This window comes from Amycolatopsis roodepoortensis (assembly GCF_024628825.1).
Classification (GTDB): Bacteria; Actinomycetota; Actinomycetes; order Mycobacteriales; family Pseudonocardiaceae; genus Amycolatopsis; species Amycolatopsis roodepoortensis.
Window position 1 is genome coordinate 8,015,114 of the sequence record NZ_CP102415.1, and the last position, 21,124, is coordinate 8,036,237.

The 21,124-nt window shown below is 69.0% G+C and carries 18 protein-coding genes and 1 pseudogene; 14 read left to right on the forward strand and 5 right to left on the reverse strand.

Annotated features, from left to right (window positions below):
- The first annotated feature begins 154 nt into the window (after nt 1-154).
- Nucleotides 155-664 (forward strand): DinB family protein, encoded by a 510-nt coding sequence (locus NQK81_RS38635; RefSeq protein WP_126733692.1) that lies wholly within the window; start codon nt 155-157, stop codon nt 662-664.
- On the opposite strand, the gene NQK81_RS38640 is transcribed toward NQK81_RS38635, so the two are convergent.
- Together NQK81_RS38640 and NQK81_RS38645 are read right to left on the reverse strand one after the other, a co-directional pair.
- The gene (locus NQK81_RS38640; RefSeq protein ID WP_257485405.1) at nt 651-1,436 is read right to left on the reverse strand and encodes a DUF1295 domain-containing protein; all 786 of its coding nucleotides are present in this window, start codon (nt 1,434-1,436) and stop codon (nt 651-653) included. The two genes, NQK81_RS38635 and NQK81_RS38640, sit on opposite strands and share 14 nt — an antisense overlap.
- On the reverse strand, nt 1,436-2,707 hold the full coding sequence (locus tag NQK81_RS38645; RefSeq protein ID WP_257485406.1) for an SAM-dependent methyltransferase: 1,272 nt from the start codon (nt 2,705-2,707) through the stop codon (nt 1,436-1,438). The genes NQK81_RS38640 and NQK81_RS38645 overlap by 1 nt, the downstream gene beginning before the upstream one ends.
- An 87-nt stretch (nt 2,708-2,794) precedes the next feature.
- Between NQK81_RS38645 and NQK81_RS38650 the strand changes: the two genes are divergently transcribed.
- From NQK81_RS38650 to NQK81_RS38700, 11 genes are all read left to right on the forward strand, one after another.
- The gene (locus NQK81_RS38650) at nt 2,795-4,072 is read left to right on the forward strand and encodes an NAD(P)/FAD-dependent oxidoreductase (RefSeq protein WP_257485407.1); all 1,278 of its coding nucleotides are present in this window, start codon (nt 2,795-2,797) and stop codon (nt 4,070-4,072) included.
- Nucleotides 4,073-4,077: 5 nt separating this feature from the next.
- Nucleotides 4,078-4,806, forward strand: a complete 729-nt coding sequence (locus NQK81_RS38655; RefSeq protein WP_257489930.1) for a DUF1365 domain-containing protein — start codon at nt 4,078-4,080, stop codon at nt 4,804-4,806.
- Nucleotides 4,799-5,407 carry an ECF RNA polymerase sigma factor SigK gene (gene sigK, locus NQK81_RS38660; protein ID WP_257485408.1) on the forward strand — a complete coding sequence of 203 codons (609 nt, stop codon included), beginning with the start codon at nt 4,799-4,801 and terminating at the stop codon, nt 5,405-5,407. Before NQK81_RS38655 ends, sigK begins: the two co-directional genes overlap by 8 nt.
- The gene (locus NQK81_RS38665) at nt 5,404-6,174 is read left to right on the forward strand and encodes an anti-sigma factor (protein WP_257485409.1); all 771 of its coding nucleotides are present in this window, start codon (nt 5,404-5,406) and stop codon (nt 6,172-6,174) included. The genes sigK and NQK81_RS38665 overlap by 4 nt, the downstream gene beginning before the upstream one ends.
- Before the next feature lie 250 nt (nt 6,175-6,424).
- Nucleotides 6,425-7,747 carry a cell division protein FtsZ gene (gene ftsZ, locus NQK81_RS38670; protein WP_126733686.1) on the forward strand — a complete coding sequence of 441 codons (1,323 nt, stop codon included), beginning with the start codon at nt 6,425-6,427 and terminating at the stop codon, nt 7,745-7,747.
- Between the two features lie 76 nt (nt 7,748-7,823).
- Nucleotides 7,824-8,531, forward strand: a complete 708-nt coding sequence (gene pgeF, locus NQK81_RS38675) for a peptidoglycan editing factor PgeF (protein ID WP_257485410.1) — start codon at nt 7,824-7,826, stop codon at nt 8,529-8,531.
- Nucleotides 8,528-9,259, forward strand: coding sequence for a YggS family pyridoxal phosphate-dependent enzyme (locus NQK81_RS38680; protein ID WP_257485411.1), 732 nt, complete (start codon nt 8,528-8,530; stop codon nt 9,257-9,259). The genes pgeF and NQK81_RS38680 overlap by 4 nt, the downstream gene beginning before the upstream one ends.
- An 82-nt stretch (nt 9,260-9,341) precedes the next feature.
- The gene (locus NQK81_RS38685; RefSeq protein WP_257485412.1) at nt 9,342-9,956 is read left to right on the forward strand and encodes a cell division protein SepF; all 615 of its coding nucleotides are present in this window, start codon (nt 9,342-9,344) and stop codon (nt 9,954-9,956) included.
- A 114-nt stretch (nt 9,957-10,070) separates the two neighbouring features.
- Nucleotides 10,071-10,346: a YggT family protein gene (locus tag NQK81_RS38690; protein ID WP_005155180.1), complete on the forward strand. Its 276-nt coding sequence runs from the start codon at nt 10,071-10,073 to the stop codon at nt 10,344-10,346.
- 54 nt (nt 10,347-10,400) lie between these two features.
- Nucleotides 10,401-11,261 carry a DivIVA-like cell division protein Wag31 gene (wag31, locus tag NQK81_RS38695; protein WP_192741184.1) on the forward strand — a complete coding sequence of 287 codons (861 nt, stop codon included), beginning with the start codon at nt 10,401-10,403 and terminating at the stop codon, nt 11,259-11,261.
- A 105-nt stretch (nt 11,262-11,366) separates the two neighbouring features.
- On the forward strand, nt 11,367-11,924 hold the full coding sequence (locus tag NQK81_RS38700) for a hypothetical protein (RefSeq protein WP_257485413.1): 558 nt from the start codon (nt 11,367-11,369) through the stop codon (nt 11,922-11,924).
- Here the strand turns inward: NQK81_RS38700 and NQK81_RS38705 are convergent.
- Nucleotides 11,921-13,729: an FUSC family protein gene (locus NQK81_RS38705; RefSeq protein WP_257485414.1), complete on the reverse strand. Its 1,809-nt coding sequence runs from the start codon at nt 13,727-13,729 to the stop codon at nt 11,921-11,923. The two genes, NQK81_RS38700 and NQK81_RS38705, sit on opposite strands and share 4 nt — an antisense overlap.
- A gap of 518 nt (nt 13,730-14,247) precedes the next feature.
- Between NQK81_RS38705 and NQK81_RS38710 the strand changes: the two genes are divergently transcribed.
- Nucleotides 14,248-15,504, forward strand: a complete 1,257-nt coding sequence (locus tag NQK81_RS38710; protein WP_257485415.1) for an HNH endonuclease signature motif containing protein — start codon at nt 14,248-14,250, stop codon at nt 15,502-15,504.
- 73 nt (nt 15,505-15,577) lie between these two features.
- On the opposite strand, the pseudogene NQK81_RS38715 reads toward NQK81_RS38710, so the two are convergent.
- Nucleotides 15,578-15,770: pseudogene (locus tag NQK81_RS38715) on the reverse strand (IS5/IS1182 family transposase); the annotation flags it as partial.
- A gap of 102 nt (nt 15,771-15,872) precedes the next feature.
- The gene (locus NQK81_RS38720; RefSeq protein ID WP_257485416.1) at nt 15,873-17,507 is read right to left on the reverse strand and encodes a hypothetical protein; all 1,635 of its coding nucleotides are present in this window, start codon (nt 17,505-17,507) and stop codon (nt 15,873-15,875) included.
- A gap of 323 nt (nt 17,508-17,830) precedes the next feature.
- Here NQK81_RS38720 and ileS point away from each other — a divergent pair, with 323 nt between their 5' ends.
- A complete protein-coding gene (ileS, locus tag NQK81_RS38725) occupies nt 17,831-20,992 on the forward strand; it encodes an isoleucine--tRNA ligase (protein ID WP_257485417.1) in 3,162 nt (1,053 codons plus the stop codon).
- Nucleotides 20,993-21,124 lie beyond the last annotated feature (132 nt).

Sequence of the window (21,124 nt, forward strand, 5' to 3'; positions counted from 1 at the left end):
CGTCATGTTTCCTCGGCGCTAACTACCGCCGGTTTCACTCGAACGATGGGATCGCGTTCGGACATGGACCACGGCTCTGCGACAGATGGTGGACAGTGCGTCGCCGGGTAACTCGTTAGCGGATCATCCGGGGAAACCGGCAGACTGCACCACCATGACCGACGAACCGAAGCGCCCCGAACCGCCCCTCACCGGCGACGAGCGCACGCAGCTGAACGGCTTCCTCGACTTCCTCCGCGCCACGGTCGTGTGGAAGTGTTCCGGCCTCACCGACGAGCAGGCCCGGCGGCCTCTCGTCCCCAGCGAACTGACCACCGTCGCCGGTCTGCTCGGGCATCTGACCCTCGTCGAGCAGTACTGGTTCAACGTGGTGCTCAACGGTCAGGAGGACGTCTGGAAGGAGGCGCTGGAGGCCGACCCGGACGCCGAGTTCCGGGTCGCCATGCAGACCCCGATCGAGCAGCTGATCGCCGCCTACGAGGCCGAGTGCGAGCGGAGCCGCAAGATCGTCGCCGCGATGGGGCTCGACGACGAGGTCCCCTTCCGCGGCGATCGCAAGGTCAACGTCCGGTTCGTGGTCGCGCACATGATCGAGGAGACCGGCAGGCACGCCGGCCACCTCGACCTGCTGCGCGAGCTGACCGACGGTCTCACCGGGGAGTGACGCGGCGCGGGGGCAGCGGGAAGAATCCGCTGGTCCGCTCGACGTACGCCGCGTATCCCGGCCGGGAACGCCGCAAGCCCCTCTCCAGCAAAGGTTTTCCGGTCCCCTTGGCCAACGTGTACGTCATCGCGATCGGCGACAGGATCGTCGCCGCCCCCACCCAGCTCGAACACGCGAGCAGATACAGGCCCCACCACACGCACGCGTCGCCGAAGTAGTTCGGATGCCGGGTGTAGCGCCACAGCCCGCTGTCGAGCACCTTCCCCTTGTTGTCCGGGTCGGCCTTGAAGCGCCGCAGCTGCTCGTCGCCGATCGCCTCGAACCCGAAGCCGACCAGCCACACCGCGACACCGAGCCACGCGGTCACCCCGAAGGCGTCGCCGTACATCGCGAACTGGACCGGCAGCGAGACGAACCAGAGCACCACGGCCTGGACCAGGTACACGCGGATGAACAGCTTGAGCGCCGGGTTCTCCCCGGCGTTCTCCGCCATCCGCACGTAGCGCGGGTCCTCGGGCAGCTTGTGGTTGCGCAGGTGGAGGTGGACGCCGAGGCGCACGCCCCACACCGCGGTCAGCAGCGCGGCGACCACCCTCAGCGCGACCGAACCGTCCCCGAGCGGAGCCGCGACCAGCGCGACGAGCGCGAAGCCCGGCCCCCACAGCGTGTCGACGGTGTCGTATCGCTTCCGCCATCGCGCGATGCCGAAGGTGACGACGAAGGCCAGCAGCGTCGCGCCCGCCGTGATCGCGAGGGTCCCGCCGAGCGGCATCAGGACCACTCCCGGGTGGCGGGCAGCGCGCTCAGCCCCTCGTGGGAGGTACGGACGGCGAGGATCTGGTCCACGCCCATCCGGTTCTCTTCGAACGCGAGCGCCCCGCCGACCAGGTACAGCCGCCAGACCCGTGCGCCGGATTCACCGATCAGCGCGACGACGTCGTCCCAGTTGCTTTCGAGCGTCTTCTCCCAGGCCCGGACCGTCCGCACGTAGTGCTCGCGCAGCGCGTGGACGTCGCGGATCTCGAAGCCGGCGGTCTCCAGGTGCCCGAGCGTGCGGCTCAGCGGCCGCATCGTCATGTCGGGGGCGATGTAGCGCTCGATGAACGCGCCGCCGCCGGGGGCCACCGCGCCGCGGGACATCTGCTGCAGGACCAGCCGTCCGGTGGGCTTGAGCATCCGGTACAGCGTCCGCGTGTACTCGGGGTAGTTCTCCTCGCCGACGTGCTCACCCATCTCGATGGACGCGACCACGTCGAAGGGCTCGTCGGCGAGCTCGCGATAGTCCTGCCGCCGGACCTCGACCCGTTCCTCCAGATCGTGCTGGGCGAGGCGGGCGCGGACGTGCTGCCGTTGCTCCGCCGACAGCGTGATCCCGACGGCCTGGACGCCGTGGTGCTTCGCGGCGTGCACCAGGAGCGAGCCCCAGCCGCAGCCGACGTCGAGCAGCCGCATCCCGGGCCGCAGGCCGAGCTTCCGGCAGATCAGCTCGAGTTTGTCCCACTGGGCCTGCTCGACGCCGTACCCGTCCTCGTCGGAGGTCCAGTACCCGGTCGAGTAGGCCATCGATTCGTCGAGCAACAGCTGGTAGAAGGCGTTGCCGAGGTCGTAGTGGTGCGCGATCGCCGACTTGTCCCGGCGCAGGGTGTGCAGCTTCCCGGACAGCCGGGCCTCCTCGGCGGGCGGTTTGGGCGGCGGCCCGACGACGCCGAGGCCCACCGCGAGCCGCAGCGCCTCGGCCCATTCGCGGGGGCCGAGCTTCGCGCCACGCACGGCACCCGATCGGGTCAACGCCCAGATCCGGCGGAATCCGTCGGCGAGGTCGCCTTCGACGTCGAGATCACCTGAGACGTACGCCCTGGCCAGACCCAATTCGCCGGGGGAGTAGAGGAGACGGCGCAGCGCACGCCGGTTGCGGAGGACCACGGTCGGGGCATCCGGCGGACCGGCGCGTACGCCATCCCAGGTACGCAGGCCGACCGGGAGGGAGCCGCCGAGGAGCCGCTCGGCGAACGGGGCTAGGCGGGACGCGGGACTGTTCGGCATAGTCGTCATTCGCTCCCGGACCGGAAAGGGATGGGTCGGATGCCGCGCCGGTTCACGAGATCCAATCCTCGCCCGCCCCGGCTCCGAATGCCTCATGTGCACACCAAAGGTCGACGCATCGGCGTCATCGGCAGCGGCGTGGCCGGTCTCACGGCCGCGTACCTGCTGCAACGCCGCTACGAGGTTCTGCTGTTCGAAGCCGACGACAGGCTGGGCGGCCACGCCCACACCCACGACGTCCCGAGCGCGCACGGCGGCACCGTCGGCGTCGACTCGGGGTTCATCGTGCACAACGAGCGTACCTACCCGAACCTGCTCCGCCTCTTCGCCGAACTGGGCGTCACCACCCGCGACACCGAGATGTCGATGAGCATCCGCTGCGACGGCTGCGGGCTCCAGTACGCCGGCGCCAAGGGACTGACAGGCCTGTTCGCCCAGCCGCGCAACGTCGCACGGGGCAGGTATCTGCGGATGCTCGCCGACGTCAAACGCTTCCACCGGCACGCGAAGCGCGTCCTCGACGCGCCCGAGGCCGGAGACGTCACCCTCGGCGCGTTCCTCGCGATCGGCGGGTACACGAAGTACTTCGTCGACCACTTCATGCTCCCGGTCGTCTCGACCGTCTGGTCCGCCGACCGCACCGACACGCTGAGGTACCCCGCCCGGTACCTGTTCGAGTTCCTGCGCAACCACGGCATGCTGTCGGTCGGCGGGTCACCGAGGTGGCGCACCGTCGTCGGTGGCTCGCGCGAGTACGTCCAACTGGCCGCCAAGCAGCTGACGGCCGTACACCTGTCGACGCCGGTCCGTTCGGTGAAGCGCACCGCCCGGGGCATCGAGGTCCGCGACGACGCCGACACGCGGCACCGGCTCGACAAGGTCGTCCTGGCCACGCACGCGGACCAGGCACTGAAGCTGCTCTCCTCGCCGACCGAGGCAGAGCGCGAGGTCCTCGGCGCGTTCCGGTACTCCAGCAACGAGGCGTGGCTGCACACCGACACCGGCGTGCTCCCGACGGCGGATTCGGCGCGGGCGGGCTGGAACTACGCCACCCCGTTCTGCGGTGCCGGGCACGGCGCGGTCCAGGTGTCCTACGACATGAACCGCCTGATGCGGCTCGACGAACCGACCGGCTACGTCGTCACGCTCAACCCGGGCACCGCGCCCGACGCCGGTTCGGTGCTGGCCAGGATGACCTACGAGCATCCCGTCTACACCCCGGAATCCGTGGCCGCCCAGCGCCGGCTGGGCGAGCTGAACGACGACACGGTCGCCTTCGCCGGCGCGTACCACGGCTGGGGGTTCCACGAGGACGGTTGCGCGTCCGGCGTGCGCGCGGCCGAGAACTTCGGGGTGCGCTGGTGACCGTCATGGCCGTGCTCTACGACTCCACGGTGGCGCATGTCCGGCGCGCCGATCCGCCGATCTCGTTCGCCCACCGGATCTACCTGTGGTTCGTCGACCTCGACGTGCCGCCGAAGCTGCCGTGGTGGCTGCGCCCCTTCGCCCGCTTCGATTCGCGAGACCACTTCGCGCCCGAGGACACCTCCAGTATCAGGTCCAAATTGGACCGCTGGCTCGCCGCGCGCGACGTCGACCTCCGCGGCGGCCGGGTGCTGATGCTGGCCGGGGCGCGGATGCTCGGGCACAACTTCAACCCGATCACCCTGTACTGGTGCCACCGGCCCGGCGGGGAACTCGAATGCGTCGTCGCCGAGGTCCACAACACCTACGGCGGCAGGCACGCGTACCTCCTGCGGCCCGACGCCGACGGGAACGCCTTCGCGGACAAGGAGTTCTACGTCTCGCCGTTCCAGTCGATGGACGGCGGGTACCGGATGGAGGTGCCGAGGCCCGGGTCGCTGCTCTCGGTCGAGATCGCCCTCCGTCATGACGGGCGGACGCCGCTGACCGCGTCACTGCGCGGCGTGCGGCGGCCGGCCACCGCCGGGTGGCTGGCGCACCTGCTGATCACCCGCCCGCTCATGCCGTATCGGGTCTCCGCGCTGATCCGGCGGCATGGCGTCAAACTGTGGTTGAAGAAGGCGCCGATCACCCAGCGGACGCCGCGGACGGCCGGAGGCACGCTTGATGGATGAATCGGCACGCCCGCGCCGGATGGCGCCCGTTCCCGGCGACGGCGAACCGGCCGCGCCGACGGCCGAGGATCTGCTCGTCCGGGTCGCGAAGGGCGACGAGCGCGCCTTCGACGCCCTGTACGACCGGCTCGCCGGCCCGGTCCTCGGCCTCGTGCGCCGGATCCTCCGTGACGCCGCGCAGTCCGAAGAGGTCACCCAGGAGGTCATGGTGGAGCTGTGGCGCACGGCCACGCGCTACTCCCCGGAGCGGGGGAGCGCGCTGAACTGGGCCATGACGCTCGCGCACCGCCGCGCCGTCGACCGCGTCCGCTCGGCGCGCGCCAGCTCGGATCGCGAGGTCAAGGCGACCTTCGAGGCCGCCCGCGCGCGGCCGTTCGACGAGGTGGCCGAGGCCGTCGCGGCCCGCTGGGAACGTTCGCAGGTGCGCCGCTGCCTGACCACGCTCACCGAGCTGCAACGGGAATCCGTGCTGCTCGCCTACTACCAGGGCTACACCTATCGCGAGGTCTCCGAGGTGCTGCAGACCCCGCACGGGACCATCAAGACCCGGCTCCGGGACGGCCTGATCAGGCTCCGGGACTGTATGGGGGTGACGGCATGACCATGCCCGAGATGCACACGCTCACCGGCGCCTACGCCGTCGACGCGCTGTCCGATGTGGAGCGTGCCCAGTTCCAGCGGCACCTCGCCGAATGCGCGTCGTGCGCGCAGGAGGTCCTCGAACTGCAGATGACCGCGACCCGGCTCGGCGCCGCGCTGGCCGAGGACCCGCCGCCCGAACTCAAACGCCGGGTGCTCGCCGAGGCGATGGCGACCAGGCAGCAGCCGCCGATGACGCGGTTCGGCGCGGGGGAGCGCGTCAAGGACCGGCGTCGCGCCCCGCGCTGGGCGATCGCCGCGGTCGCGGCGGCGGTCGTCGGGCTGGCGGGCACCGCCGTGTTCGGCGGGATCGCCTATGACAACCACTCGCGGCTGACCGCCGCGCGGGAACAGGCGGCGGAGTACGCGGACCGGTACGCGCCGGTCGCCGACGTCCTGTCGGCCGCCGACCTCCGCACCGGGCACGCCGAGACCTCGGCGGGCGGCGGCGGGACCGTGATGATGTCGCGCGCGAAGGACCGGCTGGTGTTCATGGCGGCGCGACTGCCGAAGAACGAACCGGGCCGGATCTACCAGGCCTGGCTGATGTACCCGGGCACCGCGCCCAAACCCGCCGGGCTCATTCCCGGTGGTCAGGACGGTGCGCTGCTGGTCGCCGACGGAATCGGCGGCGCCGAGAAGTTCGCGCTCAGCGTCGAACAGGCGGGCGGATCACCGACGGGAACGCCGTCGAAGGACGTCGTCATGGTCATGTCGATGCCCACCTGATCTTCGCCCTTACCAGGCCGCCGTTCGCCGCCGCGGCCGGGTCTCGCTCTTGCGCCCGCGAACATGTTGTGGCAAAACACCTTTGCGACACACGGCGTGGCTACTGGATTCGAGCCAGCCTGGTGCATACCGTCCTGCTTCAACGTCGGCAGTTGACATAACTCTCAATCTGAACTTCAGCTCGAGGGTTCGGCAAGGGCTCAGCGACCGGCGGGCAGCACGAGCACACACGATCAGGAAGGCGGCTCCGATGACGCCCCCGCACAACTACCTTGCGGTGATCAAGGTCGTCGGTATCGGCGGCGGCGGAGTGAACGCCGTGAACCGCATGATCGAGGTCGGCCTCAAGGGTGTCGAGTTCATCGCGGTGAACACCGACGCTCAGGCACTGCTCATGTCCGACGCCGACGTCAAGCTCGACATCGGCCGGGAACTGACCCGCGGCCTCGGTGCCGGCGCCGCCCCCGAGGTGGGGCAGAAGGCCGCCGAGGACCACCGCGAAGAGATCGAAGAGGTCATCAAGGGCGCCGACATGGTGTTCGTGACCGCGGGCGAGGGCGGTGGCACCGGCACCGGTGGCGCGCCGGTCGTCGCCCAGATCGCCCGCAAGCTCGGCGCACTGACCATCGGCGTCGTCACCCGCCCCTTCACCTTCGAGGGCAAGCGCCGCAGCAAGCAGGCCGAAGAGGGCATCCAGCAGCTGCGGAACGAATGCGACACCCTCATCGTCATCCCGAACGACCGGCTGCTGCAGCTGGGCGACATCGGCGTCTCGCTGATGGACGCCTTCCGCTCGGCGGACGAGGTCCTGCTTTCGGGTGTCCAGGGCATCACCGACCTGATCACCACGCCGGGTCTGATCAACCTGGACTTCGCCGACGTCAAGAGCGTCATGTCCGGCGCGGGTTCCGCGCTGATGGGCATCGGCTCGGCGCGCGGCGAGGGCCGGGCGATCCAGGCCGCGGAGAAGGCGATCAACTCGCCGCTGCTGGAAGCGTCGATGGACGGGGCGCACGGCGCGCTGCTGTCGATCGCGGGCGGCTCGGACCTCGGCCTGTTCGAGATCAACGAGGCCGCCTCGCTGGTGCAGGAATCCGCGCACCCCGACGCCAACATCATCTTCGGGACGATCATCGACGACTCGCTCGGCGACGAGGTCCGGGTCACCGTGATCGCGGCCGGTTTCGACGCCGGCACCCCGACCCACAAGAAGCTCGACCCGCCGGCGTTCGGCTCCCGCTCGAACTCGACCGCGTCCGCGCAGGCCGGTCAGGTCAACGGCGGCGGGGCGACCCCGGTGCAGAGCCCGCCTTCGGGTGCCACGCCGGTGCCGTCGACCGGTTCGAACGGCTACCCGGTGGCGCCGCCGCGCACGCACACGCCGATGCCGTCCGCCCGTAACGAGGGCAACGGCTCCATGACCGGCGGGCTCCCGCAGCCCGGCGGCGGCTCGCGCGGCTACTCGCCGATCGGGTCGAACTCGAACCACGGCAGCCTGCCCGGCCGCGCGACCCCGGTGCACGACGACCCGTCGGACGACGAGGTCGACGTTCCCCCGTTCATGCGGCGGTAGCACTCGCCAGTACGTTCCGTGAAGGCCTCCTTGACTACGGTCGAGGGGGCCTTCACTCAGGTCTAGGAGGAAACGCGTGCGGGTACGGCGGGTTGTCACGACAAGGGCGGGCGGGGCTTCCCGGCCGCCTTACGACACCTTCAACCTCGGTGATCACGTCGGCGACGACGCGGGCGACGTCTACGCCAACCGCAAACGTCTCGCCACCGAACTCGGCCTCGCCGAGGACAGGCTGGCGTGGATGGAGCAGGTCCACGGCCGGACCGCCACCATCGTCGACGGTTCGGAGACCTCCGCCGCCGAAGCGACCGACGCGCTCGTGACCGCCGAGCCCGGCCTCGCGCTCGTGGTGCTCGTCGCCGACTGCGTGCCGCTTCTGCTTGCCGACGCCGAAGCCGGTGTCGTCGCCGCCGTCCACGCGGGCCGCGTCGGCGCCAGGGTCGGCGTCGTCCCCGCCGCCGTCGAGGCGATGCGTTCGGTCGGCGCCGAACCGGCCCGCACCGAAGCGCTGCTCGGACCCGCGATCTGCGGCGACTGCTACGAAGTCCCCGCCGACATGGCCGCCGACGTCGAAAAGCACGTGCCGGGCAGTGCCTGCAAAACCCGCAAGGGCACGCCGGGCCTCGACCTGCGCGCCGGGCTCTGGCGGCAGCTGGCCGACCTCGGCATCGGCAAGATCGGCGTCGATCCGCGCTGTACCAACGAAGACAAGACCCTCTTCAGCTTCCGCCGCGACGGCACCACCGGCCGGATCGCGGGGATCACGTGGCTGGACGCGTCGTGAGTGACGCACGAAAGGCGGAACTCGCCGCGTCCCTCGCCGAAGTGGAAGAGCGGATCGGCGCCGCGTGCAAGGCCGCCGGCCGGGCCCGCGACGAGGTCAAACTGCTCGCGGTCACCAAGACCTTCCCGGCGCTCGACGCCGCGCTGCTCGCCGACCTCGGCGCGCTCGACCTCGCCGAGAACCGCGATCAGGAGGCGGGCGCGAAGGCCGAAGAGGTCGCCGCTCTCCGTCCGGACGCCCCGATCCGCTGGCATATGGTCGGCAGCCTGCAGCGGAACAAGGCCAAATCGGTCGTGCGCTGGGCGGACGAGGTCCAGTCCGTCGACTCCGAGCGCCTCGCCGACGCGCTCGCGAAGGCGACCAAGTCGGCGCTGGATTCCGGGCAACGCGAGCACCCGCTGGACGTCCTCATTCAAGTAAGTCTCGATGACGATCCGAAGCGCGGGGGCATTCCGTTGAGCGAAATGAGCCATTTGGCGGAGCGGATAGCCCATGTGGGTGATATTCGCCTCCGAGGGCTTATGGCGGTGGCACCGCTGGGTACTGATCCCGCGGAGGCGTTCGGGAAACTCGCTCGTGCGTCGGAGCGTCTACGGGAAGAACACCCAAAAGCCCGTGAGATCTCCGCCGGAATGAGCAATGATCTCGAGCAGGCGATCGCGCACGGCTCGACCTGTGTGCGTGTCGGAACCGCGTTGCTCGGTGGGCGCGGTTTAGCCTCGCCCTAGGGAATACCGTCTCGTCGTTACGGGGAGTGGCGGCGAGGGCGGGGGAGTACGGTGCGGGACGCGGCTAAGGCTAGGGAGAGGCATGAGCGCGCTGCAGAAGCTGAAGGCCTACTTCGGGATGGTGCCCGCGGACGAAGACGGCTACGACGTCGAGGACGACTACCGGCGAGGTTACGCCTCGAAGGAATACGCCGACGACGAGTACGACTACGACGACGAGCCGCCGTCCCGGTCACGGGGTGGACGTTACCGGGACGAAGTTGACACGTATGACGAGCCCGCGCCCCGGCCTCGGTCACGCTCCGTGGCCAGCCCGGAGCCTGCCGTCCACGGAGCGCTGGCGATGGACCGTCAGCCGGAGCCGGTCGCGCGGCTGCGGCCGGTCACCGAGCCGGTGCGTCCGCCGGTGCGTGACCCGTTGAGCCGGATCACGACGCTGCACCCGACGAGCTACGCGGAAGCGCGGGCGATCGGGGAGCACTATCGGGAGGGCATCCCGGTGATCATGAACCTCACGGAGATGGAGAACGCGGACGCGAAGCGTCTCGTCGACTTCGCCGCGGGGCTCGCTTTCGCGTTGCGCGGATCGATGGACAAGGTCACCAACAAGGTGTTCCTTCTCTCACCGCCCGATGTGGATGTCACCGCGGAAGACCGCCGGCGGATCGCCGAAGGCGGATTGTTCCTGCGCGGCTGATCACCTGGTGACCGCTGAGCGCAGCCGGATGTGATTTTGTCGACTCATCGCCATCCGCGGCCCGTCAACTGCGTCTTTTGACGCGAGGCATGGCAGAGTGGTTACGTGAATGCTGTGTTGCTGGTCGTCTGGTACGTGCTGTTCGCCTTCTGGCTCCTGCTGACGGCACGGATCGTCGTCGAGCTCGTGCGTGCTTTCGCTCGCGAGTGGCGTCCTGCCGGAGGGGTTGCGGTAACGCTCGAGACCATCTACACAGTGACCGACCCACCGGTTCGTCTGTTCAGACGAATCATCCCGACCGTACGAATCGGCGGCGTCGGACTGGACTTATCGATTATGGTGCTGCTGTTGGTTGTGTTCTTCGCGATGCAGCTGGCAACGCCAGGGTGATTTTCGGGGAAGCCCCGGTGGACCTGCAGGCCATGGAGTGCGTGAGGTGATCTGATGTCGTTGACCCCCGCTGACGTGCATAACGTCGCGTTCAGCAAGCCGCCCATTGGCAAAAGGGGCTACAACGAGGACGAGGTGGACGCGTTCCTCGACCTGGTGGAGACCGAGCTTGCCCGGTTGATCGAGGACAACAACGAGCTGCGGCAGCAGGTCGAGCAGCTCGACAACGAGCTCGAGACCACCCGTGGTGAGCTCGAGAACGCCAAGGCCGGCGCCGTCGGCCCGCCGCCGCAGGTACGCGACGAGCCGTCGCGCCGCCTGGCGCCGGTGCCGCCGCCGCAGTCGGCGATGGAGCAGACCCAGGCCCACTCGATGGTGCCGGACAACGGGGAGCCCAACGTCCAGGCCGCGAAGGTGCTCGGGCTGGCGCAGGAAATGGCCGACCGGCTCACCGCCGAGGCCAAGACCGAGTCGGACGGCATGCTCGCCGAAGCCCGGACCAAGTCCGAGCAGCTGCTGTCGGACGCGCGGTCCAAGTCGGACTCGATGGTGAACGAGGCACGCACGCGTGCCGAGACCATGCTGAACGACGCGCGAACCCGTGCCGAAACCTTGGAGCGCCAGGCGCGCGACAAGGCGACGACCATGGAGCGCGAGGCTCAGCGCAAGTACACCGAGACCATGAACAACATGAACGCGGAGAAGGGCTCGCTGGGCAAGAAGATCGAGGAGCTGCGCACGATCGAGCGGGAATACCGCACGAGGCTGCGCGGGTTCCTCGAGTCCCAGCTGCGTGAGCTCGACGACCGTGGTTCGGCCGCTCCCGCGTCGGCGTCCTCGTCGAGCTCGGGGCAGTCTTCGTCCTCCGGTAGCGGACAGGGCTACTCGTTCGGCCCGCGGGCCGAAGCGGGCTGATCCGGTTTCGTTTCTACACTGGTTTTGTTTCTACACAGTGGAACGGCCTCGGCACTCTCCGGAGGGTCGGGGCCGTTTCCCTTGGCCCTCGTGTTGTAATTCACCGTGCTCTACATCGTCCTGGTACTGGTACTGGCGGCTCTGGGGCTGCTCGTCGCGGCGCTCATCACCGCGAACTCCCTGTGGGCTTGGATCTCCATCGGCGTCTCCGTCGTCGCGGGGTTGCTGCTCCTCTTCGACCTGCTGCGCCGCCGCAAGAAGCGCGCGGCTCCGGTTGAAGAGGACACGTCCTCGTCCGACGAGTCCGACGAGGACGAACCCGCCGAGGCTGAGGAAAAGAAACCCGAGGACGCCGAGCAGACCGTCTTGATGCCCGCCGCCGGTGAACTGGGCGACGTGGAGGACACGCCGGAGCCGCAAAGCGGAGGCGACCCCGGCGAGGAGAAGAGCGACCCCGAGGATGTGGCGGTCGTCTCCGAACTCGAGGTCGAAGTCGTCGTCGTCGACGAGTACCCGCGCTATCATGTGACCTCTTGCACATGGCTCGAAACCCGGGACACCATTCCGCTCGGCATCGGTGAGGCGCGCCAGCTCGGGTTCACGCCGTGCGCGCTGTGCAAGCCCGACGCCGAGATCGCCGGGCAACACCGCGAGAAGGCTTAAAGTTTCTGGGCCGCTTCGCCGACCGCCACGACGTCGGCGGCGATCGTGTCGAGCACCAGGCGCTGCTCCTCGTCCGCGTCGCGGGGCACCGGGATCTCCGCTGCCTCGTCGGTCCCGAGCGTGCGGGCCGCCACGTCGACGGCCTCCGCCGCTCCGGCCGAGCCGGGCCGGAGCAGGAGCGACGACGCCGTAACGGACAGACCGCGCAAGGCTTCGGCCGCGTTCTCCAGCGCGTCCCGCTGGCCTGGCGCCGGTTCCTTGGTGCCAGGTTCCGCGGCTCGCAGACCGTGGTGCGCGACGGCGGCTTCACGGAACTCACGGCCGAGCGTCCGCGGATCGACGTCCTCGCCGCGCAGTTTCCGGGCCACCGAGCCGAGCAGCGCGCGGGTGGCGGCGACGGCGCTCTCGAACCGTTCCGCCGGGCCGGGTTTCGGCACGCCGGGGATCGCGGCGAAACCGAACAGCAGCGCGATGGCGCCGGCGAGGACCATCAGGAGCAGGTACTCGACGAGTACGTAACGCGGGTCGAGATGCCTGGTGGTCGCGTTCATGCCGACCGACATCAGGACCATGCAGCCGTTGAAGATCGCCGGACGCGTCCGCATGACCGAGAACCCGCCGAGCAGTGCGACGAGCCCGATCGGCAGCAGAACCCCTTGTGGCAGAAGCCAAAGAACGAGCGTGAGCACGACGGCGCCGCCGAGTGAGCCGCCGATCCGCTGCCAGGCCTTGCCGAGGCTGTCCCGCCATTCCGGTTGCATGATGGCGAAGGTGGCGAGCAGGAACGACACGGTGAGCGGGTCGCCCGGCCGGAAACTCGCGACCACCAGCGCCAGCCCGACGCCGAGCCCGCAGCGGAGCGCGTGCCGGAACTGCGCCGACCGCCAGGAAAACGCGCCGCTCAGCTCGATCCGGCGCAGGTCCCCGCGGAGTCCTTTCGGAACGTCCACACGCGACTCGTCGCGTTCGGCCGCCGCGGTCCGGATGGTTTCGAGAGACTCCCAGAGCGCGGTGACGAGCCTCGCCGTGGCGCCGGGAAGCCCGGTGGGTTCCTTGCGGCGCACCGGTTCGACGTCTCCCAGTGCGGTAGGGCTCCGAACGGCGTCAGCGAGCCTGGCGGCTTCTTCCCTGGCGGCATCGAGCGTTTCGCCGATTTCCTCGCTGTCGAGCCGTTTCCCGCGGATCTCCAGCAGCCCGGTGGCCGCGCGGTAGCGGAACATGCCGCCGAGGACCCGGCCGGTCCAGCGACGAGGCCGGTCCGCGAGCCAAAGCCTCGCCGCGCGCTCCTGCGTTTCGGGCGAACCGGTCGCGAGCGCGTCGGCCAGCGCGTCACGGGTCGGCTTGGCCGGATCCTTCGCGCCCATCAACGCCCGCAACAGGATAACGACGCCCACCGCGAGCGCGGGCGCGCCCAGGATCTGCCCCGCCGAGGCCGTTCCCGTCAGCTGGAAGCCGTACCCGAAGAGCGACGCCATCCCGAGTCCCAGCCCGACCGTGACGAACCGGGTCCCGAGCACGGGCAGCAACCCGGCGACGACCACGATCGCCACCAGCAGCGCGATCGCCGCCCACTGCGACACCGCGCCCAGCAACCGCGGCACCCCGACCGCGAGGATCAGCGCGGGCGCGAACCACGCCAGCAACCGCAGATCCGCCCAGAGCGGCCCGCCCACCGCCGCCATGAGGCAGAAGAGCGCGGTGAGGGCCGCCAGGACGGCCGCGTTGCCCAGTCCCAGGAGGAATCCGAGTCCGCTGACGCCGCCGAGGACGACCAGGAGGGCGATGAGGAGTCCGGGCCCTTTCATCGGGCCCCGCAGATCGGCATACCCGTCAACCTAGAGGCGGTGGCGGGGACGGCAACTCGGGCCCTGGGTGGTGGGTCGGAGTTTGCCGCGCTCGCGGTGCGATTCGTGCTTTAAGGGCTACCTAGTGCTTATGGCGCCTTCGCGCCCCTGCGGCCCTTCGACGCTCTAAGGCTCCCGCGAACGCCTGACTGTTCCCTTCCTCGCCGCTCGCGGCGTCGATCACCGGGCACAACTTGGCTGTGGACGGTGGTGTCTCGGCGCGTCCGGCCTGGTGATCGCGGATTCGGGTTCCGTGGCGGTTGTCCGACGTGGTGCCGACATCCGCTCCTGCGCTTATCACTTCCGCACTGACACGTGGCCCGCTCGCCTTCAACGCATTCCTTTGCTTCGCGTTCTTCGCACGCTTAAGTATGCTTCGCCGTCTTAAGGTTCTCTTCGTGGTTGCCATTTTTTGGCAATTCTCTCCGTTGGGCCGTTTGGGCTAGTGCAGGTGTTCGATTGGGAGTAGCTTTGCGGTCGTGGCCAGCAACGATGCACCCCAGGGGACGTCCACCGAGTGGTGGCGCGTCGACACCGCCACGCTGCATGCCCGCAAACAGGAACTGGAAATCCTGAAGCGCCAAGCGGATGCGGAGCAGAACGCGATCCTGGCGGAAATCAATTCCCGTGGGGTGCGTGGGTGTAGTGGGCATTCGACGTTGGCGGCACTGATTTTCGAGGACTTCCTGGTGACCGACAAGGAAGCCAGCGCCCGCGCCGACCGGGTCCTGGCGCTGCATCCCGGCCCGGCCATCGGCGGAGATCCCGAACCACCTCTGGCGCCCTTGACCGCTCAGGCCGCTGCCGAGGGGGCGATCGGCGGGGGCCAGATCGACGCGATCATTCGCACCCTCGCCCGCATTCCCTCGAGCGTGCCCGAGGAGGACGTGCGGGCCGGGGAGGCGATCCTGGTGGAGTTGGCGCGCCGGGCGGGGCCGCGGCAGATCGCCCGTGCTGGACGTCGCCTGCTCGACGAACTCGACCCCGACGGGAAAGAGCCCCGTAACGAGGATCCGAAGGACACCCGGCCGGAGTTGCGGTTCGTCAAGCACCGCGACGGCACCCTCGGCCTCAAGGGTCGGCTCGATCTCGAAACCTATGCGCGGTTGAAGTCCGATCTGGACCCGATGGCCAAGCCCCACAAAGCGATCGACGGAGTGCGGGACTCCCGCACCCAGGACGAACGCTACGGGGACGCTTTCACCGACTATGTGCGGTTGAAAACCACCAGCCGCAACCTCCCAGGCCAAGCGGGCGAGGCGACCCACATTCTCGTCACCATGTCCTACGAGGACCTGATCAACGACCTCGGCGAAGCCCACCTCGATCTGGTCGGCCCGATCAGCGCCACCGACGCGCGCATCCTCGCCTGCGACGCCCGCGTCCGCCCCGGCGTCCTCGGCACCGCCGGAGAACCGCTGGACATCGGCCGGTCGAAACGCACCGTGTCATTGGCCCAGAAATACGCGTTGACGATCCGCGACGGTGGCTGCGCGTTCCCGGGCTGCGACATGCCGGTGCCGCGCTGCACCGCCCACCACATCGTCTTCTGGCGCCACCACGGCGAAACCAAAATCGACAACCTCGTGCTCCTGTGCACCAAGCATCACCGGCTCATCCACCACAGCGAATGGAAAGTCCAGATCGCCCAAGACGGACTCCCCGAATTCACCCCGCCTAGCTACCTCGACCCGACCGGGACACCGAGACGCAACACCATGCACCTCAGGACATAGGCCGTTTGGCGACTGTATAACGACCTACACGGCTGCGCTGAGGGCGAGGTTTTCGATCCATCCTCGCAGCGCTTTTCCGGGCGCCCGCGGCGCGCTGATGCGCTCGGACACTCATGGAATCGACGCGGATCACGAACTCGAAATGGTCCTCCAAGCCCCTAGCGAGGTGTTCCAGGAGCCGATCTCCAATACTGTCCGCGGTCCACTTCCGTGACCGCTCATACGCGGCGCAGCCGTTCGGTCAGGTCACGCCACGGCGCACCGGTGCGCTCATGCACAAATCGCGCACCCGCGCCGTTGACTGCGCCGCCGCTCTCCCCGCTGCCCCTTTCCGCCGGAAGCAACGATGCGATCACCGCGCGACGCCTCTAGGCACGTAAAGCGTAAGCCCGATCCCGCAGTGCCGATGCCCGCGCCGTAGGAGCCAGCCGGACGGCCTCTTCGGCGGCATCGGCGGCGTCTTCGAAACGCTCCATCGTCAAGAAGAGCTCCGCGAGATCGGCGCGGGTCCAGCCGAGCGCGTCGGTGTTCTCGGCGGACTCGAAGCTTTCGGCGGCCATGAGGAGCCGGAACGCCGCTTCGTCGAGATCGCCGAACGCCTGCGAGAGCTTTCCGTGGGTGTACAGCACCTCGGCCTGCACCTCGGGGTTGCCGCCGGTGACGTCGCAATCGCCAATCAGGTCGAGGGCGGCCTTCGGATCGTCTGTGAACGCCAGGATCCAGGCCGCCATCAGTCGTGCGCGCGCGGCGTTCACGTAGTCGAACTTCGCCTGGAGGAGATCGATGGCCTCTCGCGCGAACGTCAAGGCTCGCAAGGGGTCCTCTTCCAGGGACAGCTCAGCGTCCCGGAACGCGCGTGCCCCGGGACCGCGGTCGGTGGCTGCGGCGGGTTCGCCGGAACCGGCGCGACGGCGCGTGAGCAGTTCACCTTCTGGGTTCGGCAGGAGCTCGTCGAACCGCTCCCACATGATGGCCGCGAACTCCGGATCGTCTTCGCTGCGTTCGGCCAGGGAAGCCAGTTCCTCCACGGTCGTCGGATAGATCACGAGTCGCGACCCGATTCGCTTGGTGCTGGGGAGCAACGCGGAACCCAGGTCCACCGCGATCGGTGCCGGATCCGCGGCGAGCAGGGCCCGGATCCGCTCGCTCTGCGCGGAGTTACCGTTGCGGGCGTCGAACCGGGCGGCGATCTCCAGCGCCAGGGACGCGTGGGATTCCGTCACCAAGGCCGCCGCGGCGTGGAACTCCATCGTCGCGGAGGGCGTCGATCGCCAGCCGCCGTGCCGGTCGATCAGTTTCCGGGCCGCGGCGTGATTTCCCGTGTGTGCGCAGAACTCGACGTGCCGGGCCAGCGAGCCGAGCTCCGCCTGTTCGGTCCAGAAGGCCGAATAGGACCTCCGGAAGGCTTCCACCGCGTCGTCGAGCCTGCCGGCCCGGGCGAACGGGAGCATCAGTGCCGCGAGCATCGTGTGCGGCTGCCGGGAGCAGTGGTCGTCGTCGGAGAAGAGCTCGACGGCGTCGTCGATGCGGCCGATCCGGAGCAGGTGATCGATCCTCAAGCCGGTGTCGCACTGGCCGCACCGCGAGCTTTCCGCGGGGGCCTCGTACCGGAAGTCCGCCTCGGTGCCGAGGTGCGACGCGATGATCAGGCGATTGTCGGGCATCGGACCGAAAAGCCGTTCACCTTCGTCGAGCGCGGCGAGGGTGTCCGCCAGCGGAACGCGCGGGTCTTCGACGAACGCCTCGGCCAGGTAGTCGAACACCGGCCTGAGCTCGGGATCTCCGGAGGCCAGACATCGGGAGAGGGGCTCGAACGCCTTCGCGGGCTCGCCGCCGAGCAGGTACGCGGTGGCGAGCCGGACGCGCGCCTCGTTCCGATGCGCGATCAGCCCCAGCGCGTCCACGCGCCGCAACACCTTCTCGAGCGCGGCGATCTGGCCGGGGCCCTCCCACATCCGGTCGGTGACGCGGATCTGGCGCCACAGCTGTTCTTCGGTGTCCATCGGGCGGGAGCCTAATCACGGTGCCCGCCCGCCGCCTCCGAGTTTCCACCCACCCCGGACAACCCGGTTGCCCCCGCGCGCTACCCTTGAACCAACTGGCACCGATCCGGCCATCACCGGGGAGCCTCCGGAAGAACAGGGCCCACACCCTCAGTAGAACCGGACGGGTACGGCCCGTCACAGCCGTCGAATGAGCGGCCCAGCCGGAACACCAACCGGCCGGGCAAGCGGGGTGGTACCGCGGAACGCGCCGGAAACGGCCGTCTCGTCCCCGTGTGGGCGCGAGCCCGTACGAGAGAGACGAAGCGCGAGGAGCACCGAAGATGTATCCCAAGGCACAGGTGGACGGCGAGACCGGCGTCCCGTCCCAGCCTTCGTTCCCCGAGTCGGAGAAGCGCGTCCTCGCGTACTGGGAATCCGATCGGACCTTCCAGGCGTCGATCGACGCCCGCGACCCCGGCGTCAACGGTTCGAACGAGTACGTCTTCTACGACGGCCCGCCGTTCGCCAACGGTCTCCCACACTACGGCCACCTGCTCACCGGGTACGTGAAGGACCTGGTGCCGCGTTACCAGACCATGAAGGGCAAGCGCGTCGAGCGCCGCTTCGGCTGGGACACCCACGGCCTTCCCGCCGAGCTCGAGGCCATGCGCCAGCTCGGGATCACCGAGAAGTCCGAGATCGACGCGATGGGCATCGACGTCTTCAACGAGGCCTGCCGCGAGTCCGTGCTGCGCTACACCGGCGAATGGCAGGACTACGTCACCCGCCAGGCCCGCTGGGTCGACTTCGACAACGACTACAAGACGCTCGACCTGTCCTACATGGAGTCGGTCATCTGGGCGTTCAAGCAGCTGTGGGACAAGGGCCTGGTCTACGAGGGCTACCGCGTCCTGCCCTACTGCTGGCGCGACGAGACGCCGCTGTCCAACCACGAGCTGCGCATGGACGACGACGTCTACGCCAGCCGTCAGGACCCGGCCGTCACGGTCGGTTTCCGCCTGGAGGGCAACGACAACGAGCTCGACGGCACCTACCTGCTGATCTGGACCACGACCCCGTGGACGCTGCCGTCCAACCTCGCGACCGCGGTGCACCCGGACGTGCGGTACGTCGTGGTGGAATCCGACGGCAAGCGGTTCCTGCTCGCCGAAGCGCGCGTCGCCGCGTACGCCCGCGAGCTCGGTGAGGAGCCGACCGTCGTCGGGCACTACACCGGCACCGAACTGCTCGGAACCCGTTACGCACCACCGTTCCCGTACTTCGCCGGGCACGAGAACGCGCACCGCGTGCTGTCCGCGGACTACGTCACCACCGAGGACGGCACCGGTGTTGTCCACATCGCGCCCGCCTACGGTGAAGAGGACAAGGTCGTCACCGACGCGGCGGGCATCGTCCCGGTCACCCCGGTGGACGCGCAGGGCAAGTTCGACGCGACCGTCTCGGATTACGAGGGCCAGCAGGTCTTCGACGCCAACCCGAACATCATCAAGGATCTCAAGAACGGCACCGGTTCCGCCGGCCGTCAGGGCGCGGTCCTGCTGCGTCACGAGACCTACGAGCACCCGTACCCGCACTGCTGGCGCTGCCGCAACCCGCTGATCTACCGCGCCGTCTCGTCGTGGTTCGTCGCGGTGACCGAGTTCAAGGACCGGATGGTCGAGCTGAACCAGCAGATCACCTGGTACCCGGAGAACGTCAAGGACGGCCAGTTCGGCAAGTGGCTGGAGAACGCCCGCGACTGGTCGGTCTCCCGCAACCGGTACTTCGGTACGCCGATCCCGGTGTGGCAGTCGGACGACCCGGCGTACCCGCGCACCGACGTCTACGGTTCGCTCGACGAGATCGAGCGCGACTTCGGCGTGCGGCTGGAGAACCTGCACCGGCCGTTCATCGACGAGCTGACCCGGCCCAACCCGGACGACCCGACCGGGAAGTCCACCATGCGCCGGATCGAGGACGTGCTGGACGTCTGGTTCGACTCGGGTTCGATGCCCTACGCGCAGGTGCACTACCCGTTCGAGAACACCGAGTGGTTCGAGCACCACTACCCGGGTGACTTCATCGTCGAGTACATCGGGCAGACCCGCGGCTGGTTCTACGTGCTGCACGTGCTCGCGACGGCGCTGTTCGACCGGCCGGCGTTCCGCACCTGCATCTCGCACGGGATCGTGCTCGGTTCGGACGGCCAGAAGATGTCCAAGTCGCTGCGCAACTACCCGGACGTCAACGAGGTCTTCGACCGCGACGGCTCCGACGCGATGCGCTGGTACCTGATGGCGAGCCCGATCCTGCGCGGCGGGAACCTGGTCGTCACCGACAAGGGCATCCGCGACGCCGTCCGCCAGGCCGTGCTGCCGCTGTGGAACTCGTACTACTTCCTCGCGCTCTACGCGAACGCCGAGGGCGTGGAAGGCCAGTGGCGCACGGATTCGAAGCACGTCCTCGACCGGTACGTGCTGGCGAAGACGCACGAACTGGTGACCGACGTCGAGCACGCGCTCGACACCTACGACGTCGCAGGCGCTTGTTCGACCGTCCGTGACTTCCTCGAGGTGCTGACGAACTGGTACGTGCGCCGGTCGCGCGACCGGTTCTGGGCGGGCGAGCAGGACGCGATCGACACCCTGCACACCGTGCTGGAGGTGACGTCGCGGGTGGTGGCGCCGCTGCTGCCGCTGACGACCGAGGTCGTCTGGCGCGGGCTGACCGGCGGCCGTTCGGTACACCTGACCGACTGGCCGAACGCGCTCGACCTGCCCGCCGACGCGGCGCTGGTGACGGCGATGGACCGGGTGCGCCAGGTGGCGTCTTCGGCGCTCTCGCTGCGGAAGTCGAACAAGCTGCGGGTGCGGTTGCCGCTGGCCAAGCTGGTCGTCGCCGCGCACGAGGCGGAGTCGCTGCGCGAGTTCACCGACATCCTGCGCGACGAGGTCAACGTCAAATCCGTCGAGCTGACCACGGACGTCGCCGCGCACGGCGGTTTCGAGGTCGCGGTGAACGCCCGCGCCGCCGGTCCGCGGCTCGGCAAGGACGTCCAGACGGTGATCAAGGCCGTCAAGGCCGGTGAGTGGACGACGTCCGAGAGCGGCGCCGTCGTGGCGGCCGGGATCGAGCTCGTCGAAGGCGAGTACGACCGGCGTCTCGTCGCCAAGGGCGGCGGCGCGGCGGCGGAACTGCCCGGCGGCGCCGGGCTGGTGCTGCTCGACACCGAGGTGACCGACGAGCTGGCGGCCGAGGGGCTGGCCCGTGACCTGGTCCGGGTCGTGCAGCAGGCCCGCCGTGACGCCGGGCTCGACGTCGCCGACCGGATCGCGCTGACGGTCGACGCGCCGGAAGACGTGGTCACGGCGGCGAAGACGCACGAGGAGTTCGTCGCTTCGGAGACGCTGGCGACTTCGGTGGCCTACGGCGACGTCGCCGACGGCTCGGCCGGGACGGTCGGGGAGGGCACCAAGGTGACCGTGGCGGTCGCCAAGGCCTGACCTCGCGGGTGACATGAAAGGCCCCTTCATCGCAAATCCGCGATGAGGGGGCCTTTCAATGCGGTCGCGAGGTCCCGATCACCGGGATCACGAAAAGGATTCGGATCAGCCGCATTCCCGTCCGAAGCGCGC

What these genes read in the sequence shown, in the direction of transcription:
- NQK81_RS38635 (WP_126733692.1), top strand. Translation starts at nt 155, where the DNA reads ATGACCGACGAACCGAAGCGCCCCGAACCGCCCCTCACCGGCGACGAG.
- NQK81_RS38640 (WP_257485405.1), bottom strand. Translation starts at nt 1,436, where the DNA reads ATGCCGCTCGGCGGGACCCTCGCGATCACGGCGGGCGCGACGCTGCTG.
- NQK81_RS38645 (WP_257485406.1), bottom strand. Translation starts at nt 2,707, where the DNA reads ATGCCGAACAGTCCCGCGTCCCGCCTAGCCCCGTTCGCCGAGCGGCTC.
- NQK81_RS38650 (WP_257485407.1), top strand. Translation starts at nt 2,795, where the DNA reads ATGCCTCATGTGCACACCAAAGGTCGACGCATCGGCGTCATCGGCAGC.
- NQK81_RS38655 (WP_257489930.1), top strand. Translation starts at nt 4,078, where the DNA reads ATGGCCGTGCTCTACGACTCCACGGTGGCGCATGTCCGGCGCGCCGAT.
- sigK (WP_257485408.1), top strand. Translation starts at nt 4,799, where the DNA reads ATGGATGAATCGGCACGCCCGCGCCGGATGGCGCCCGTTCCCGGCGAC.
- NQK81_RS38665 (WP_257485409.1), top strand. Translation starts at nt 5,404, where the DNA reads ATGACCATGCCCGAGATGCACACGCTCACCGGCGCCTACGCCGTCGAC.
- ftsZ (WP_126733686.1), top strand. Translation starts at nt 6,425, where the DNA reads ATGACGCCCCCGCACAACTACCTTGCGGTGATCAAGGTCGTCGGTATC.
- NQK81_RS38685 (WP_257485412.1), top strand. Translation starts at nt 9,342, where the DNA reads ATGAGCGCGCTGCAGAAGCTGAAGGCCTACTTCGGGATGGTGCCCGCG.
- wag31 (WP_192741184.1), top strand. Translation starts at nt 10,401, where the DNA reads ATGTCGTTGACCCCCGCTGACGTGCATAACGTCGCGTTCAGCAAGCCG.
- NQK81_RS38705 (WP_257485414.1), bottom strand. Translation starts at nt 13,729, where the DNA reads ATGAAAGGGCCCGGACTCCTCATCGCCCTCCTGGTCGTCCTCGGCGGC.
- NQK81_RS38720 (WP_257485416.1), bottom strand. Translation starts at nt 17,507, where the DNA reads ATGGACACCGAAGAACAGCTGTGGCGCCAGATCCGCGTCACCGACCGG.
- ileS (WP_257485417.1), top strand. Translation starts at nt 17,831, where the DNA reads ATGTATCCCAAGGCACAGGTGGACGGCGAGACCGGCGTCCCGTCCCAG.